Genomic DNA, 15,423 nt, shown 5'->3' on the forward strand with positions numbered 1-15,423 from the left:
GCCGCGGGAGAGGTGCGGCGATCGAAAAGGAGGCCAGATCCACCGAAAGCGCCGCCAGTGCCGCGCTCCTCGGGCGGTGACAGGCTCCTCTCCCATGAACGATGACAGGAGGAATGGCCGATGACCAACCGCGTTGAGCCACTCAACTTCAGCGACGAAGCGCACTGGACCGCCATGGCGGCCAGCTACGAGCGCTGGGCCGAGCCGTTGACGGCGGGCTTCGCGCGCGCGGCGCTGTCGCTGGCGGGCGGGATCGGGCACGGCGAGCGCGTGCTCGACGTCGCCGCAGGGACGGGCGCCCTGGCGCTGGCCGCGGCCGAGGCGGGCGCGCGCGTGCTCGCGACCGATCTGTCGCGCGGCATGGCGGCGCGCCTGCGCGAGCGACTGCAGCCCTTCGCCGGGAGCGAGGCGCGGGTGATGGACGGGCAGGCGCTGGACGTGGAGGACGCGACGTTCGATGTGAGCTGCTCCATGTTCGGCGTCATGATGTTCCCCGACTGGCGTCGCGGCATGGCCGAGCTCGTCCGCGCGACCCGGCCCGGGGGCCGGGTCGTCGTGGCGGCCTGGTCGAGCGCGGAGGGGGCAGGCCCGGCGCCGCTCTTCCTGCAGGCCTATCGCCGCACCTTCCCGGAGGCGCCGATCCAGCCGCCGCCCCAGGGCATGACGGTGCTGTGCTCACTGGAGGGCCTGAAGGCCGAGATGCTCGGGGCCGGGTGCGGCGAGGTCGCCGTGCACGCGGTCGAAGGCGCATGGGGCGGAGCTTCGGTGGACCACGTCATGGCGGATCTCGACGAGATCCTGCGCTTCATGCCCCTCTACGTCGCGCTGGACGGCGATGGGCGCGCTCGGCTACGCGGACCGCTGCGGGCCGCCATCGCGTCCTTCGCCGAACCTGGCGGGGCCGTGCGTGTCCCCGTGACGGCGAACATCGCGATCGGCCGCAAACCCCGCTGACCGAGGAACGCAGCGCGGCCCGTCCTGTCGGATCGCGCTGCATTCCTTCTCGACGCGACGCCTGACGGGCCGCGCAGCTGTCCACGGGGAAGGGCGCCCCTGGCCGGCGCCGAGCCCGGCGCGGTCACCGGGTGAGCTTCACGACGATCATCGATTCCTTCTCACCGGGGCTCGAGATCGGTCCGGCGCCAAAATCGATCGTGCCCTTGAGCTTCCCGACGGCGACCAGCGCTCCGTTGGGGCCGAGAGCGATATGGGTTAGCCCTCCGTACTCGGACGGCTCGAACGCGACGTTGCAGAAGTCATCGCCGCTCGGGTCGAGCCCGGCGACGAACATGCCCACGAGCTGCGTGGTGAGCGGACCGCAACCGAGGTCCGTGCCATCGAGGTAGGTGCCGGCGAGCCACGTGTTGCCGGCGGCGTCGGTGGCGAGCGCCTGCGCTCTCGCGGAGCTCCTGGCGAACATCGCGGAGCCGCTGGCGGAGAGCCTGCTCACGGACACGCTGTTCCCGTCGCCCGTCAGGGTGGTGTCGCCGACCGAGAACGTCGTGAAGAAGGAGCCGAGCGTGACAACGCCGCCTGCCCCGTCCAGGACCGTTGCGAGGTGATCGTCACCATCGACGCCGCCGAGCCTCTGGCTCCATCGGTGCTCGCCGTCTGGATCGAGCGAGGCGACGAAGATGTCGGCCGGCCCGTTCTCCCCCGAAGGCCCTGCGACGTGGAGCGGGCCGCCGCCGAAGTCGATGACGTCATGGAAGCTCCCCCCGAGGGTGGTATTCCCCGCCGCATCCATGGTGAGGGTCTCGGCGCTCGCGCCTCCCGGCCCGCCGAAGCTCCTGCTCCAGAGGTGGCCGCCCGACGCATCGAGCCTGGCGGCGAAGGCTTTCAGCGCTGCTGTCGCGTCGGCCAAGGGCCCGCCGCCGAGATCCATGGTTCGCCCGTAGTCACCGGCGACGACGACGCCGCCCGCCGGATGGAAGCCGACGCTGCGGACCGCCACGGACACCGCTCCGAAGTGCTTGCTCCAGACGTGCTGTCCCGAAGCGTCGAGCACGACGACGAAGCCGCTCGAGTCCCCCTCGTTCGTCACGGGGCCGCCGCCGAGATCCGTCGTTCCACCGAATCGGCCCCCGATCGCGATGTTCCCCGACGCGTCGGTCGCGATGGCCAACCCGATCTGGGCCTCGATCACGGAGGAGAGATCGCCGAACCGCCGGCTCCAGAGGTGGTTGCCGACCGGATCGAGCTTGAGGACGAACGCGTCGATATTGCCCGTGCCCACGAGAGGACCGCCCCCGAAGTCGACGGTGCCATCGAAGCCTCCCGTCACAAGGATGTTCCCGTCGGCGTCGACGGCGAGGGCGTAGGGCTCAACGTTGTCGAACTGGCGAGCGAAATCGAGCGCGAGGCACCCCGCATCACACACGGGAGCGCTACCGCCGGTGCCGCTGCTGCTGGTGTTGCTGCTGCTGGCGTTGCTGCTGCTGCTACCAGCGCCGCCTTCCCCTGCCTCCGGGCCGGTCCCAGACGTCGCTTCCCCGTCGTCCACGCTGACGTTGACGCTGCATCCGAGCGTGGCCAGCACAGCCGCCAGAGAAAGATGCCTCAAGCAAGACGCTCTTCCGTTCATCGCTGCCTCCCTCGCCGCGACGATATCATCGCTCGAGGCGGAGCACGGATGAGGCGATTGGGAAAGCCGGAACCCGACGCCGGTGCGCGCGAGTGACGCGCCTCGATCGCGAGCGTGACGAGCCGCGGCGCAGCGCGGCGGCGAGCCGCGCGGCCCGGGGTGGGACCGGGCCGCGGGCCGCCGGGATCAGCCGGTCACGTTGTCCCACGCGACGGCCGTCGGCCCGAGGAGCGAGCGCCCGCCGCTCGCGATGACCTCTCGGTACCAGGAGAACGAGTCCTTCGGGATCCGTCGCTGCGTCGCGTAATCGACGTAGACAAGCCCGAAGCGATCCTTGTAGCCCTCGGCCCACTCGAAGTTGTCGAGGAGCGACCAGGCCCAGTACCCGACGACCGGGACGCCCTCCTGGACGGCCCGCGCCAGGCCGAGCAGGTACCGGTGCATGACGTCGATGCGCTTCGGGTCGTGCACCTTGCCGTCGAGGAAGACCTGGTCCCGCGTCGCCAGGCCGTGCTCGGTGATCCCGATGGGCAGCTTGTACCGCTCCCAGAAGTACCTCGATCCCCAGTAGAGCGTGCTGGGGACGATCTGCAGCCAGTCGAGCGTCCCGCGCGGGTAGCCCGGCGGGGAGACGACGCGCTCCGGCCTGCCGTCCTTGCCCTGCCGCCACGTGCCCGCCGAGTACATGTTGAGCCCGAGGTAGTCGATCGGCCGCTTGATCTGGTCGAAGTCGCTGGCGGGGAACTCGGGCATGTCGTCGCCGAAGAGCCGGAGGCCGCTCTCCGGATACCGCCCCTCGAGCACCGGACAGATCCACCAGGCGTTGTTCCACGGGTTCTTGTCATAGACCGAGAAGATCGCCTCGCGCGCCGCCTCGATGTCCCCCGGGTCCTCGGTCGCCGGGCGCTGCACCTGGGTGGCGAGCACGTAGCCGATCTTCGCCGCCGTGGCCGCGGCGCGCAGGGCGTCCACCTGCTTGCCGTGCGCCCGCATCTGGTTGTGGGCGGCGGTCAGGTACTCCCGGTAGGGGAGCTTGAGCCCGGGGGCGAAGACCCCGTTGAGGAGCGCGTTGCCGATGAACGCCTGCGGCTCGTTCTGCGTCACCCACCAGGGCACGCGATCGCCGAGCCGCCGGGCGACGACGGTCGTGTAGTCCGCGAACCAGTCGGCGACGTCGCGCTGGAGGAACCCGCCGCGATCCTGGAGCGCCTGGGGGAAGTCCCAGTGGAAGAGCGTGCACATGGGCACGATGCCGGCGCGGAGGAGCTCGTCGACGAGGCGATCGTAGAAGTCGAGCCCCTTCGGGTTGACCTTGCCCGTGCCGTCCGGGAGGACCCGATTCCACGAGACGCTGAAGCGGTAGCTCTTGACCCCGAGCTCGGCGAGCAGCCCGACATCTTCCTTGTAACGGTGGTAGTGGTCGCAGGCGACGTCTCCCGTGTGCCCTTCGAAGACCTTCCCAGGGGTCTTCGAGAAGACGTCCCACACGGAGGGCGTCCGGCCATCCTCGCTGGCGGCGCCTTCGATCTGGTAGGCCGCGGTGGCCGTGCCCCACAGGAAGTCCGCGGGAAACGGCGCGGCCGTCGCGTTTGCTCGGCCCGTGCCGGCCGAGGCGGCGGTCACAGGCGGGGGCGCGGAGGAGGGCGAGGCGGGAGAGGCGTTGCTCGCGGGGAGCGACTCGGAAGGATGGAGAGCCATGGAGGCATCATCCACGGCGCGCGCGGGACAGCAATGGGTTCGATGCGCGTCGGCTTCGATGCGCGTCGGTGATCGCGCCGGTCGCTTGACGGCCCAGCGCGGCTCGACAACATGGGCGGCATGCTCGCGATCCGACCGAAAGCCGCAGGCGGCCCCGAGGTGATGACGCTGGAGGAGCTCCCCACGCCCGCGCCGGGCCCGGGGGAAGCCGTGGTCCGCGTCGAGGCCGCCGGCGTGAACTTCATCGACATCTACCAGCGGAGCGGCCAGTACAAGCTGGAGCCGCCCATCCCGCTCGGCCTCGAGGGCGCGGGGCGCGTCGAGGCGGTGGGGCCGTCCGTCACCGAGGTGAGGGAAGGGGACGAGGTCGCGTGGACCGGCGGCCCCGGCTCGTACGCGACGCACGTCCGGATCCCGGCCGCGAAGCTCGTCCCGGTGCCCGCGGGCGTCGGCGCGAGGCGCGCCGCGGCCGCGATGCTCCAGGGCATCACCGCGCAGTACCTCGTGCGCTCCACGTTCCCGCTCGGCCCCGGCCACACGTGCCTCATCCACGCGGCCGCTGGCGGGGTCGGCCTCCTCCTGTGCCAGATGGCGAAGCGGCTCGGCGCGCGCGTGATCGGCACCGTCTCGACCGAGGAGAAGGCGCGCCTCGCGCGAGACGCGGGCGCCGACGAGGTGATCCTGTACACAAAGGCCGATTTCGAGGCGGAGGCGCGCCGGCTCACGGGCGGCGCCGGCGTCCACGTCGTCTACGACGGCGTGGGGAGCGACACGTTCGCGAAGGGCCTGGGCGCGCTCCGCCTGCGCGGCACGATGGTGCTCTTCGGCCAGTCGAGCGGCCCGGTGCCGTCGTTCGACCCGCAGATCCTGAACCAGAAGGGGTCGCTCTACCTCACGCGGCCGAGCCTCGGCCACTACACAGCGACGCGCGAGGAGCTGCTCGAGCGCTCCGCCGACGTGCTCGGCGCGATCGCGCGCGGCGAGCTCACGATCTCGATCGGCGCCACGTATCCCCTCGCCGACGCGGCGGAGGCGCACCGCGCGCTCGCCGGGCGGGCGACGACGGGGAAGGTGCTGCTCATCCCGTAACGGACGGAATCGTCGCGCGGAGGCGCGATTCGAGGCACGGAGGAGCTGGGGAGTGCGGCCCCGCGGCGGGAGCTCCTTGTCTCTCTGCTTCTCGCTCAGGCGTGCAGACGCGCGCTGTACGCGAGCCGTCTCCGGCCAATCCGGCCGTTGACCGTGTCGTCTTCGGGCCGGTACGCTCCCGGCCCGGAGGTGCTCATTCCATGGCCGAACGTCCCACGCTTGCTCCCGAGAAGATCTCGGACACGGTGAAGTCGCAGATCGCCGGATTTCATCGGTCCATCATCGACGAGGTCGCGGCGGCGGTGAGCCGCGACCGGGTGGTCGTCGTCGGGATGGCCCAGAATCCCTTCGTGAAGAAGGCGCGCCAGCTGCTCGACGGAGAGGGCGTGAAATATACCTACCTCGAGTACGGGAGTTACCTCTCCAGGTGGAAGGAGCGGCTCGCCATCAAGCTATGGGCGGGCTTTCCGACGTTCCCGATGGTGTTCGTCGGCGGGGTCCTCGAAGGCGGCTACGCGGAGCTCGTGAAGCTCCGCGACCAGGGCAAGCTCAAGGGCTAGCCGTGAGCTAGACGTGAACGGGCGCGCATGAACGCGGGACACAGCGCGCAGGCCGCCTCGGCCGCTGCGCTTCGCGCGGCGCGGCGTGCCGCGCGAAACGCCGCGGTCGACCGGCGGTTCCGTGATATGCGGGAGGTCGCGGCGCGCGCTCGCGGCGATCACGGCGGTCGCCGCGCTGAAGGAAGGCAGCTCGGAGGCACCTCGTGACATCGCTCGGGATCCACGGAAGGCGGCGGGATGACGGCGCGGCCCGACGGCCGGGAGGCGGCGCGCCGTGAGCTCCTACGCCATCAAGCGGCTGCTCTCCATCATCCCCACGCTCTTCCTCGTCGCCACCCTGGTGTTCGTCCTTGTGCGCATCGTGCCGGGCGGCCCGTTCGACCAGGAGCGGGCCGTGCCCGTCGAGGTCCAGCGGCAGCTCGACGCCAAGTACCACCTGAACGATCCGGTGCTGAAGCAGTATGGCGACTGGCTCCTTGCGCTCGTCACCCGAGGCGACCTGGGCCCGACGTTCAAGTACCCGAACCGCACCGTCAACGAGATCATCGCGCTCAGCCTGCCCGTGTCGATGCAGCTCGGGTGCTGGGCGATGCTCTTCGCCCTCGCGACGGGCATCCCGCTCGGCATCATCGGCGCGATCCGCCAGAACACCTGGAAGGACACGGCGGCCATGGGGGTCGCCATGGTCGGCCTCAGCGTGCCGCGGTACGTGCTCGCCCCGCTGCTCATGCTCGTCTTCTCGCTCAAGCTCTACTGGTTCCCGGTGGCGCGCTGGGAGACGTGGCGGCACATGGTGCTGCCCGTCATCTGCGCCGGGCTCCCGGTCGCGGCCTACATCGCCCGGCTGACGCGCGGCGGGATGCTCGAGGTGATCCGCTCGGATTTCATCCGCACCGCCCGCGCCAAGGGGCTCTCCGAGCGCAAGGTCGTCCTGAAGCACGCGCTCCGGGGCGGGCTGCTCCCGGTCGTGAGCTTCCTCGGCCCCGGCTTCAGCGGCCTGCTCGTCGGCTCCCTCGTCGTCGAGAAGATCTTCAACATCCCCGGCATGGGCCGCTACTTCGTCGAGGCGGCCACGAACCGCGACTACAACCTCGTGATGGGGGTCATGCTCGTCTACGGCTTCCTGCTCATGCTCTTCAACGCGATCGTCGACGTGGCGTACGCCTTCATCGACCCGCGGGTGGAGCTGCGCTGACCATGCTCCACGCCGCCCTCCCGCAGCCCGCCGCTCCCGGCGATCCGCCCGCCGCCCCTGGCGGCGCGGGCGGCGCGGCGCCGAGCCCGGCCGGCCCGCTGCGGCTCGAGACGCTGGAGCAGGGATCGAGCCTCGGCCGCGACGCGTGGCGGCGGCTCCGGAAGAACCGCGCCGCGGTCGCCTGCGGCGTCGTGCTCATCGCGATGATCCTCGCCTGCATCCTCGTCCCGGAGCTGTCGAGCTACCGGTACGACAAGGCGGATCTCAAGCTCGGCGCGCAGCCCCCGTCGCTCGCCCACTGGATGGGCACCGACTACTTCGGCCGCGACCTGATGGCCCGCGTCTTCTTCGGCGGGCGCATCTCGTTCGCCGTCGGCATCGTCGCGACGCTCGTGAGCTTCGTCATCGGCGTGAGCTGGGGCGGGGTCGCCGGGTACTTCGGCGGCAAGGTCGACGCGATCATGATGCGCATCGTGGACGTGCTCTACACGTTCCCGTTCCTCATCCTCGTCATCCTGCTGATGGTCTTCTTCGCGAACGACCAGACGGTCCTCTACCGCGCCTGGAAGGTCGCGCTCGGCGTCTTCGTCAAGGAGCCGTCGGACCCGAGCTATTTCCCCATCTTCCAGATCGTCGTCGTCTTCGCGGCCCTCGGCGGCATCTCCTGGCTCACCATGGCCCGCATCGTCCGCGGCCAGGTCATCGCGCTGCGCGGCCAGCCGTTCATCGAGTCGGCGCGCTCGATCGGCGTCGGGCACGCCGCGCTGATCTTCCGGCACCTCGTGCCGAACGCTGTCGGCCCGATCATCGTCTACACGACGCTCACCATCCCCGAGGTGATGATGACCGAGGCGTTCCTGAGCTTCCTCGGCCTCGGCACGCAGGAGCCGCTGTCGAGCTGGGGCCTGCTCGCGTCCACCGGCGCCGACGCGATGGACCTCTTCCCCTGGCAGCTCGTCTTCCCGGCGCTGATGCTCGCGCTCACGCTGATCTGCTTCAACTTCCTCGGCGACGGGCTCCGCGACGCCCTGGATCCTCGCATCCGAAAGGACTGAAGGGCGCCGCGCTCCATCTCCGGGACACGCGCGCGACCGCACGGACCATGCTGCTCGAGGTCAAGAACCTGAAGACCCACTTCTTCACCGAGGAGGGGGTGGTCCGCGCTGTCGATGGCATCTCCTTCAGCCTCGATCGCGGCGAGGTCCTCGGCATCGTCGGCGAGTCCGGCTCGGGCAAGAGCGTGACGAGCCTCTCCCTCCTGCGGCTCATCCCCGACCCGCCGGGCAGGATCGTCGGCGGCCAGATCCTCCTCGAGTCCGAGGGCGGCGTCGTCGAGGACCTCGTGGAGGCGAGCGAGGCGCGGATGGAGCGCGTCCGCGGCGACCGGATCGCGATGATCTTCCAGGACCCGATGACGTCGCTGAACCCTTACCTCCGGGTGAGCGAGCAGCTCATCGAGGTGCTGGAGCTCCACCGCGGCATGGGCCGCGCCGAGGCGCGCCGGCGCAGCGTCGAGATGCTTCAGGCGGTGGGGATCCCCGCGGCGGCGTCGCGGATCGACGACTACCCGCACCAGCTCTCGGGCGGGATGCGGCAGCGCGTGATGATCGCGATGGCGCTCCTGTGCGACCCCGATCTGCTGATCGCCGACGAGCCGACGACGGCGCTCGACGTCACGATCCAGGCGCAGATCCTGGACCTGATCGGGGAGCGGAAGGAGGCGCTCGGCGCGGCCGTCCTCCTCATCACGCACGACCTCGGCGTCGTGGCGAAGATGGCCGATCGCGTCGCGGTCATGTACGCCGGGCGCATCGTCGAGGAGGGCCCCGTCGGCGCCATCTTCCACGCGGCCCGGCACCCGTACACCATCGGCCTGTCGCGCTCGATCCCGCGGCTCGACGACGCGCGCGGCGCGGATCTCGTCCCCATCCCCGGGATGCCGCCCTCGCTCGCGCGCCTGCCGCCGGGCTGCCCGTTCCACCCGCGCTGCGCGCACGCGATCGCGGCGTGCCGGGAGGAGGCGCCGCCGCCGCGCGTCGTCTCGGGCGAGGGCAACAGGAAGGCGCTGCACGTCGTGCGGTGCCACGTCGAGGACGTCGCAGGACGAGCGCCATGACCACCGCCCGAACCCCCCCGCCGCTGCTCTCGGTGCGCGATCTCAAGGTCCACTTCCCGGTGCGCCGCGGCCTGCTCCAGCGGCAGGTCGGCACGGTGCGCGCGGTCGACGGCGTCTCGTTCGACGTCGAGCGCGGCGCGACGCTGGGCCTCGTCGGCGAGTCCGGCTGCGGCAAGTCGACGACGGGCCGGGGCATCCTCCGGCTCGTCCCGCCCACGTCGGGGAGCGTGAAGATCGACGGCCGGGAGATCCTGACGCTCGAGCCGGGCGCGCTGCGGAAGGCGCGCCGCGAGATGCAGATGATCTTCCAGGACCCGTACGCGAGCCTGAACCCGCGCATGACGGTCCACGATCTCATCGCGGAGCCGCTCTCCACCCACGGCCTCGTCTCGTCGCGCGACGAGGCGCTGCGCGAGGTGGCGCGCCTCATGGAGCTCGTCGGGCTCTCGCCCTCGTACATGCGGCGCTATCCGCACGAGTTCTCCGGCGGCCAGCGGCAGAGGATCGGCATCGCCCGCGCGCTCGCCCTGAAGCCGAAGCTCGTGATCGCGGACGAGCCGGTCAGCGCGCTCGACGTGAGCATCCAGGCCCAGATCGTGAACCTGCTCGCGTCGCTCCAGCGCGAGCTCTCGCTCACGTACGTGTTCGTCGCGCACGACCTCGCCGTGGTCCGCCACCTGTCAAGCGAGATCGCGGTGATGTACCTCGGCCGGATCGTGGAGCGCGCTCGCCCGGACGAGCTCTTCCGTTCACCGCAACATCCGTACACGCAGGCCCTGCTTTCGGCGATCCCGATCCCGGATCCCGACGTGGAGCGCACGCGCCGCCGCCTGCCCCTCGTCGGCGAGGTGCCGAGTCCGCTGAATCCGCCGTCAGGGTGCCATTTTCACACACGCTGTCCCTATACGATGGACCGGTGCAGCGCCGAGGCCCCTCCGCTGGAGGAGCGTCGCCCTGGGCACTGGGCCGCCTGCCATCTCACGGAGTTGCCCACGGCACCTACGCATCCGTGAGGTGTTCCGGCGGCGCGCACTACCCCACATCGGCTGAGCTCGTTGTCCAGACATGACGTGGAATGTCCGATGACAGGATTTTCCTGACCTCTGCGTGCAGTAGCGGGGTTAGGATCCTGGGACCGATGCCGCGAATCTCTGACGCCACGCTTCGCGCCCAGATCCCGACGGCCCTTCTCATCGGCGGCGATCAGGCGTTGCTCCAGCGCTGCCAGACGGCGGCGATGGATGTGGGGATCATCGTCAAGGCGTGCCCGGTATCGATGGCCGCCGCGCTCGCGGAAGAGCGTCGGCCGGTGGTCATCGTGGTCACGTCGTCGACTTACGCGCTCGCTCCCGAGGCGTTCGAGGAGATCGCGCGCGACGTGGTCAGCACGCTCGTGCGGGTCGACGAGGCGATGGTGGACGACGATCTCGGGGCGCTGCTGGCCACGGCGGCGCGCGAGAGCCGCAAGCAGCGCTCGCGGCAGCAGACGCCCGGCCGCTACTCGATGATGCCTGCGGAAGAGAGCGCGTCGGTGCCGCGGTCGGAGCGCTTGACCATCGGGGTGATGAAGGCGGACCCGGCGTCGCGGCGCGACCCCGAGGCGACGCCGCTGCCGCGCTCGGGGCCGCGCAGCGCGGGCGCGCAGGCGCCGCGCAGCGCAGGAGCGCAGGAGCTCGCGTACCGCGAGCGCGTGGCGGCTGCCGTGGCTGCGCAGCGGCCGGAGCGCTCACGCGCGGAGGCGCCGGGGGAGGCGGCGTACCGCCCGCGCGAGGCGCCGGTGCCGCGCTCGGAGCGCCTGGGGGTCATGGTGGGGCCGCCCTCGTCGCGGGCGCGCCGTGAGCTGCCCGCTCCGACGCCGCTCCCGCCGCCGCCGGCCGCTGGCCCGGTGGTTGCGCGCCGGGACGCGTCCAGGACGGTGCAGGCATCGCCGGCGGCTGGAGCGTACGTGCGGCGGGATACGCCGCTTGCCGGCTCGCATCCGGCCGAGGCCTACGTGCGGCGGGATACGCCGATGGCTGGCTCGCAGCAGGCCGGGGCGTACGCGCGTCGGGATGCGCCGGCCGCGACGTCGGCACGGCGGGAGGCGTCGGCGCCGCTGTCGCAACGGGCCGTTCCGAGCTCGCGGCAGCAGGCCGGGGTGGTTCCGCGTCGGGATACGCCGGCGACGCATGCGCTTCCGCGGCAGGTGCCTCCGTCGCCTGCCGCGCAGCGCGACGCGCAGCCGTGGGAGCAGCGCGACGCGCAGCCGTGGGAGCAGCGCGACGCGCAGCCGTGGGAGGAGAACATCGGCCCGCAGCCAGGCGCGGCCCCCCCGCAGCGGGAGGCGCTCGCGATGGGCTCGCAGGACGGCGAGGCGCACGGCGGTCATTCCGCGTCGCCGCCGAGCTCCCATCGCGCGCCGCCGAGCTCCCACCGCGCGCCGCCGAGCTCCCATCAAGCGCCGCCGTCCTCTCGCAGAGCGCAGTTCCACGTCGACATCGCTCTCCTGTTCGATGAGCGAGGTCTGCCGCGCGCCGATCCGCAGGCGAAGTGACGCTCGGCCGGGGCGCGCCGGGCGGCTCATCCGTTGGCGGGGGCGCCGGGCGATCCCTTTGCCGGCGAGGGCCGCGTCCCACGGGTGACCGGCGGCGCGGCGGAGGGTAAGCTTCGCGCGGCCATGACGACAGGGACGAAGCAGGAGTCGATCCACGGCAAGCTCGTTCGCGCGCTCGAGCCCGTGCACATCGAGGTGGAGAACGAGAGCCGCATGCACAGCGTGCCGGTGGGCTCGGAGACCCACTTCAAGGTGCTCGTGGTGAGCGAGGCATTCCGGGGCCTGAGCCCGCTCGATCGCCATCGCCGCGTCAACGACGTGGTGCGCGAGGAGTTCCGCTCCGGGCTGCACGCCCTGACGATCCGCGCGATGACGCCGGACGAGTGGGAGCGGCAGGGGGGCGCGGACTTCCGATCTCCCCCGTGCCTGGGCGGCTCCAAGGCGGAGCCGGAGCCCGGCGCCAAGTCGGGCTGAGCGGCGAGGCGCGCATGGAGCTCGTCGTCGCCCTCGTCTCGGACCTGCACTTCGGCCCGGAGGCGTCGTTCGGGGGCAAGCTGCGCAAGCTCACGGGCGAGGCGCCCGAGCTGACCCGCGCCTTCGTGAAGCGGATGAACGAGGTCACGCGGCCCGATCTCGTCGTGAACCTTGGCGACGACATCGAGGACGAGGGGCCCGAGGCCGACCGGGAGCGCTACGGCGCCTGCATGGCCGCGCTCCGCGGCCTGAAGGCCGAGCTCTTCCACGTCGCCGGCAACCACGACGTGGTCCACCTGAGCGAGGCCGAGCTGCTGTCCGCCTGGGGCAGGCCCGAGGCGACACGGCTCCACTACTCGTTCGATCGCGGCGGCTTCCATTTCACGGTCCTCCACACGCGCGAGCGCAAGGATCACGACATCTCGCTCGGGCCAGAGCAGCTCGCCTGGCTCGGCGAGGACCTCGCGGCCTCCCCGCTGCCCAAGATCGTGCTGATGCACCACAGCGCGGCCGATCAGGATCTCCGGGGCAACCGCTGGTTCGAGGGGAGCCCGCACATCTGCCTCGTGCGCGAGCGGCGCGCGATGCGGAAGATCTTCGAGGAGCACGGCGTGCTCGCCGTCTTCAATGGCCACCTGCACTGGAACCACCTCGACGTCATCCGCGGCATCCCGTACGTGACGCTCCAGAGCCTGATCGAGAACCTCGACGACGACGCGCCGGGGCGCCCCGCCGCGGCGCACGCGGTCGTGCGGCTCGGCCCGAAGCGCATCGTGGTGGAGATCGAGGGCGCGGAGCGGGCACGGTACCAGTTCGACCGGCGGTAGGGGCCGGAGAGCGCCCGAGCGGGGAATTGAAGTCGGGAGTCGGCCGACAGCTCCGCTCCACTCCAATGCCCGGTTCCGATCGTCGGTTTCAGGCGTGCGTCGGCTCGGAACGCCAATTGACAGCTCATTCCGGGGCGCTTTAGCGTTAACTCCGCCCCTCATGCGTCCCGACGACTCACGCCTCCGCCCCGCGCTCCTCCTCGCACTTGCCTTGTTCGGCGCCGATTGCGGTGACGATGCCATCTGTTCGCCAGGCGCCCTGTCCGCCTGTTTCCTCGCCGACGGGTCGCTCGGCGCGCAGCAGTGCAACGCGGAGGGCACCGGGTTCGGCGCGTGTGCCCCCGTGGCGAGCGGGTCTCGACGAGGGTGCGAACACCTCGGCGAAGCGTGCTGCCCGGCGCTCCCCGAAGAGCTCGTCGCGGGCTGCGACGCCGCCGCGAGCCAGGCGAACGACGCCGCGTGCGACGATTTCCTCGCGAGCGCCAACGCGGTCGACCTCTGTACCGGAGGGGCCGGCGAGGGTGGGGCGCCGGTGGTCCCCTACGGTCCGAGCTGCGCCGGCCTGCTCGACGCGTGCTGCGCGGCGCTGCCGGCGCAGCTCAGGGAAGCGTGCCACGCGACCGGATTCCGGGGCAATGAGCAGCTGTGTCACCGGTTCCTGGAGAGCGACGCCAAGGAGAACGGCTTTTGCGCCGACGTCGACCCCGCGGCCGGGAGCTGCGGTTATCTGTCGGAGCGGTGCTGTCCCTCGCTGCCCGAGGGGGCGCGCGAGCGCTGCGCCGCCCTCGCGGGGGAGTCCGACGCGGCGCGGTGCCTCGACTACCTCGGCGGCGCGGCGGACGCGGGCCGCTGTCCGAGGCTCGCCCCGGACGAGCCGTTCAGCGCGGCCCCGTGCGAGGCGCTGCTCGATACGTGCTGCGGGACGCTCGAGCCGGAGCTCGCGTACGAGTGCGATCTGGCCGCGATGTCCGGCGTCCATGCCCGTTGCGAGGCGTTCACCGGCTCGATCCGCGCGTTCGGCCTCTGCCTCGACAGCGACGGCGCGGGGGGCGGCGGCGACGACTGCGGGGACACGTCGAGCGACGTGGACAACTGCGGGTTCTGCGGCAACGTCTGCGGCGACCAGCACGCGACGCCCTCGTGCGCGGCCGGCAGGTGCTCGCTCGCGTGCGACCTCGGCCACGCCGACTGCGACGGCGAGCCTGCGAACGGCTGCGAGGCGGACGTCGAGGGCGACGCGGACAACTGCGGGGCCTGCGGCAACACCTGCAGCGCGCGCCACGGCGCCGCCACCTGCGTCGCGGGCGCCTGCGAGGTCGCGTGCGACGCCGGGTACGCCGACTGCGACGGCGACGCCTTCAACGGCTGCGAGGTCGCGCTCGCCTCGGATCCTTTCAATTGCGGCGCGTGCGGCAACGACTGCGCGGGCGGCCTCTGCGACGCCGGGGAGTGCGCCCCGGGCGCCACGTCGCTCGCCTCGGGCCTCGCGGTGCCGTCGGCCCTCGCCGTCGACAGCAGCGCTCTTTACCTTGTCGGCTTCCAGCACGCCGGCGGCATCGCCGTCCGCGTCGACAAGCTCTCCGGCGGCGCGACGTGCCTCGCCAACGGCGCTCCTCCCGGGGTCGTGGGCTGCAGCGCCGACCGCTTCGAGGACATCGCCCTGCTCGGCGCCGACGCCATCGTCACCGGGTCCTCCGGCGTGCTCCGGTACCCCTTGTCGGGCGGCGCCGCGATCCCCCTCACCACCGCGATCCCCGACCCCTGGGCGGTCGTCACCGACGGCAGCGACGTCTGGTTCACCTCGCTCTCTCAGGGCGGGATCTACCGCGTCGACGCCCTCACGAGCGGCCAGCGCGCGCAGGAGATCACCGGCGTGTTCTCCGAGCCAGGGGGCGCGCTCGCGAGCGACGCAGAGCACCTCTACTGGTCCCGGACCGACGGCACCGTCGTGAAGCTCCGCAAGGACGGCACGGAGCGGCGCCAGATCGCGTCCGGCCAGGTGGTGGACACGACGAACCTCACGCCTCACACCCTCGCCGTCGACGCCGGTCACCTCTTCTGGAGCAGCCCGAACGGGTTCGTGTTCCGGCTCGCCAAGGACGGCGCCGGCCTCACGGTGCTCGCCGACGATCAGCCGAACCCCGCCGGGATAGCCGTCGATCCCGGCGACGGCGGCGCCGTCTACTGGGCCAACCGCGTCGGCTCGATCCGCAAGGTACCGAAGGCCGGCGGCGCCGTGACGACGCTCGCCGTCGGCCAGCTCGACGCGATCGCGATCGCCGTCGACGAGGCGTTCGTCTACTGGGCGACCCGGGCGGGCGACGTCCGCAAGATCGCGAAGTGAGCT

13 protein-coding genes are annotated in these 15,423 nt (G+C 71.6%); 11 read left to right on the plus strand and 2 right to left on the minus strand.

Annotated elements, in window-relative coordinates; genetic code table 11:
* Positions 1-120 precede the first annotated feature (120 nt).
* Complete coding sequence (locus tag WME95_RS19595) at positions 121-954, plus strand: class I SAM-dependent methyltransferase (RefSeq protein ID WP_437909862.1); 834 nt, start codon at positions 121-123, stop codon at positions 952-954.
* 124 nt (positions 955-1,078) lie between these two features.
* Here WME95_RS19595 and WME95_RS19600 read toward each other — a convergent pair whose 3' ends face one another.
* Entirely contained in the window at positions 1,079-2,563 is a 1,485-nt protein-coding gene (locus tag WME95_RS19600) for a hypothetical protein (protein ID WP_437909863.1), read from the minus strand.
* Positions 2,564-2,770: 207 nt separating this feature from the next.
* Positions 2,771-4,282 carry a GH1 family beta-glucosidase gene (locus WME95_RS19605; RefSeq protein ID WP_437909864.1) on the minus strand — a complete coding sequence of 504 codons (1,512 nt, stop codon included), beginning with the start codon at positions 4,280-4,282 and terminating at the stop codon, positions 2,771-2,773.
* Between the two features lie 120 nt (positions 4,283-4,402).
* On the opposite strand from WME95_RS19605, the gene WME95_RS19610 reads away from it, so the two are divergent.
* The 10 genes from WME95_RS19610 to WME95_RS19655 all read left to right on the plus strand — a co-directional run bounded on the left by WME95_RS19610 (position 4,403) and on the right by WME95_RS19655 (position 15,420).
* Entirely contained in the window at positions 4,403-5,371 is a 969-nt protein-coding gene (locus WME95_RS19610) for a quinone oxidoreductase family protein (RefSeq protein WP_437909865.1), read from the plus strand.
* Between the two features lie 200 nt (positions 5,372-5,571).
* A complete protein-coding gene (locus WME95_RS19615) occupies positions 5,572-5,931 on the plus strand; it encodes a glutaredoxin domain-containing protein (RefSeq protein WP_437553672.1) in 360 nt (119 codons plus the stop codon).
* A gap of 274 nt (positions 5,932-6,205) precedes the next feature.
* Positions 6,206-7,126 (plus strand): ABC transporter permease, encoded by a 921-nt coding sequence (locus tag WME95_RS19620; protein ID WP_012236088.1) that lies wholly within the window; start codon positions 6,206-6,208, stop codon positions 7,124-7,126.
* A 2-nt stretch (positions 7,127-7,128) separates the two neighbouring features.
* Positions 7,129-8,181, plus strand: coding sequence for an ABC transporter permease (locus WME95_RS19625; protein WP_437909866.1), 1,053 nt, complete (start codon positions 7,129-7,131; stop codon positions 8,179-8,181).
* 47 nt (positions 8,182-8,228) lie between these two features.
* Positions 8,229-9,242: an ABC transporter ATP-binding protein gene (locus WME95_RS19630; protein WP_437300518.1), complete on the plus strand. Its 1,014-nt coding sequence runs from the start codon at positions 8,229-8,231 to the stop codon at positions 9,240-9,242.
* On the plus strand, positions 9,239-10,255 hold the full coding sequence (locus WME95_RS19635) for an ABC transporter ATP-binding protein (protein ID WP_437909867.1): 1,017 nt from the start codon (positions 9,239-9,241) through the stop codon (positions 10,253-10,255). The genes WME95_RS19630 and WME95_RS19635 overlap by 4 nt, the downstream gene beginning before the upstream one ends.
* A 125-nt stretch (positions 10,256-10,380) precedes the next feature.
* Positions 10,381-11,775: a hypothetical protein gene (locus tag WME95_RS19640; RefSeq protein WP_437909868.1), complete on the plus strand. Its 1,395-nt coding sequence runs from the start codon at positions 10,381-10,383 to the stop codon at positions 11,773-11,775.
* Between the two features lie 123 nt (positions 11,776-11,898).
* Positions 11,899-12,249: a BolA family protein gene (locus tag WME95_RS19645; protein WP_437909869.1), complete on the plus strand. Its 351-nt coding sequence runs from the start codon at positions 11,899-11,901 to the stop codon at positions 12,247-12,249.
* A gap of 14 nt (positions 12,250-12,263) precedes the next feature.
* Positions 12,264-13,076, plus strand: coding sequence for a metallophosphoesterase family protein (locus WME95_RS19650; protein ID WP_437553683.1), 813 nt, complete (start codon positions 12,264-12,266; stop codon positions 13,074-13,076).
* A gap of 160 nt (positions 13,077-13,236) precedes the next feature.
* Positions 13,237-15,420 (plus strand): hypothetical protein, encoded by a 2,184-nt coding sequence (locus tag WME95_RS19655; protein ID WP_437909870.1) that lies wholly within the window; start codon positions 13,237-13,239, stop codon positions 15,418-15,420.
* The last annotated feature ends 3 nt before the right edge of the window (positions 15,421-15,423 follow it).

Source organism: Sorangium sp. So ce327, from assembly GCF_051530205.1.
Classification (GTDB): Bacteria; Myxococcota_A; Polyangia; order Polyangiales; family Polyangiaceae; genus Sorangium; species Sorangium cellulosum_B.

Excerpts from the sequence above, each read along its gene's own strand:
- WME95_RS19595 (WP_437909862.1), top strand. The coding sequence starts at position 121 with ATGACCAACCGCGTTGAGCCACTCAACTTCAGCGACGAAGCGCACTGG.
- WME95_RS19605 (WP_437909864.1), bottom strand. The coding sequence starts at position 4,282 with ATGGCTCTCCATCCTTCCGAGTCGCTCCCCGCGAGCAACGCCTCTCCC.
- WME95_RS19610 (WP_437909865.1), top strand. The coding sequence starts at position 4,403 with ATGCTCGCGATCCGACCGAAAGCCGCAGGCGGCCCCGAGGTGATGACG.
- WME95_RS19615 (WP_437553672.1), top strand. The coding sequence starts at position 5,572 with ATGGCCGAACGTCCCACGCTTGCTCCCGAGAAGATCTCGGACACGGTG.
- WME95_RS19625 (WP_437909866.1), top strand. The coding sequence starts at position 7,129 with ATGCTCCACGCCGCCCTCCCGCAGCCCGCCGCTCCCGGCGATCCGCCC.
- WME95_RS19630 (WP_437300518.1), top strand. The coding sequence starts at position 8,229 with ATGCTGCTCGAGGTCAAGAACCTGAAGACCCACTTCTTCACCGAGGAG.
- WME95_RS19635 (WP_437909867.1), top strand. The coding sequence starts at position 9,239 with ATGACCACCGCCCGAACCCCCCCGCCGCTGCTCTCGGTGCGCGATCTC.
- WME95_RS19640 (WP_437909868.1), top strand. The coding sequence starts at position 10,381 with ATGCCGCGAATCTCTGACGCCACGCTTCGCGCCCAGATCCCGACGGCC.
- WME95_RS19645 (WP_437909869.1), top strand. The coding sequence starts at position 11,899 with ATGACGACAGGGACGAAGCAGGAGTCGATCCACGGCAAGCTCGTTCGC.
- WME95_RS19650 (WP_437553683.1), top strand. The coding sequence starts at position 12,264 with ATGGAGCTCGTCGTCGCCCTCGTCTCGGACCTGCACTTCGGCCCGGAG.
- WME95_RS19655 (WP_437909870.1), top strand. The coding sequence starts at position 13,237 with ATGCGTCCCGACGACTCACGCCTCCGCCCCGCGCTCCTCCTCGCACTT.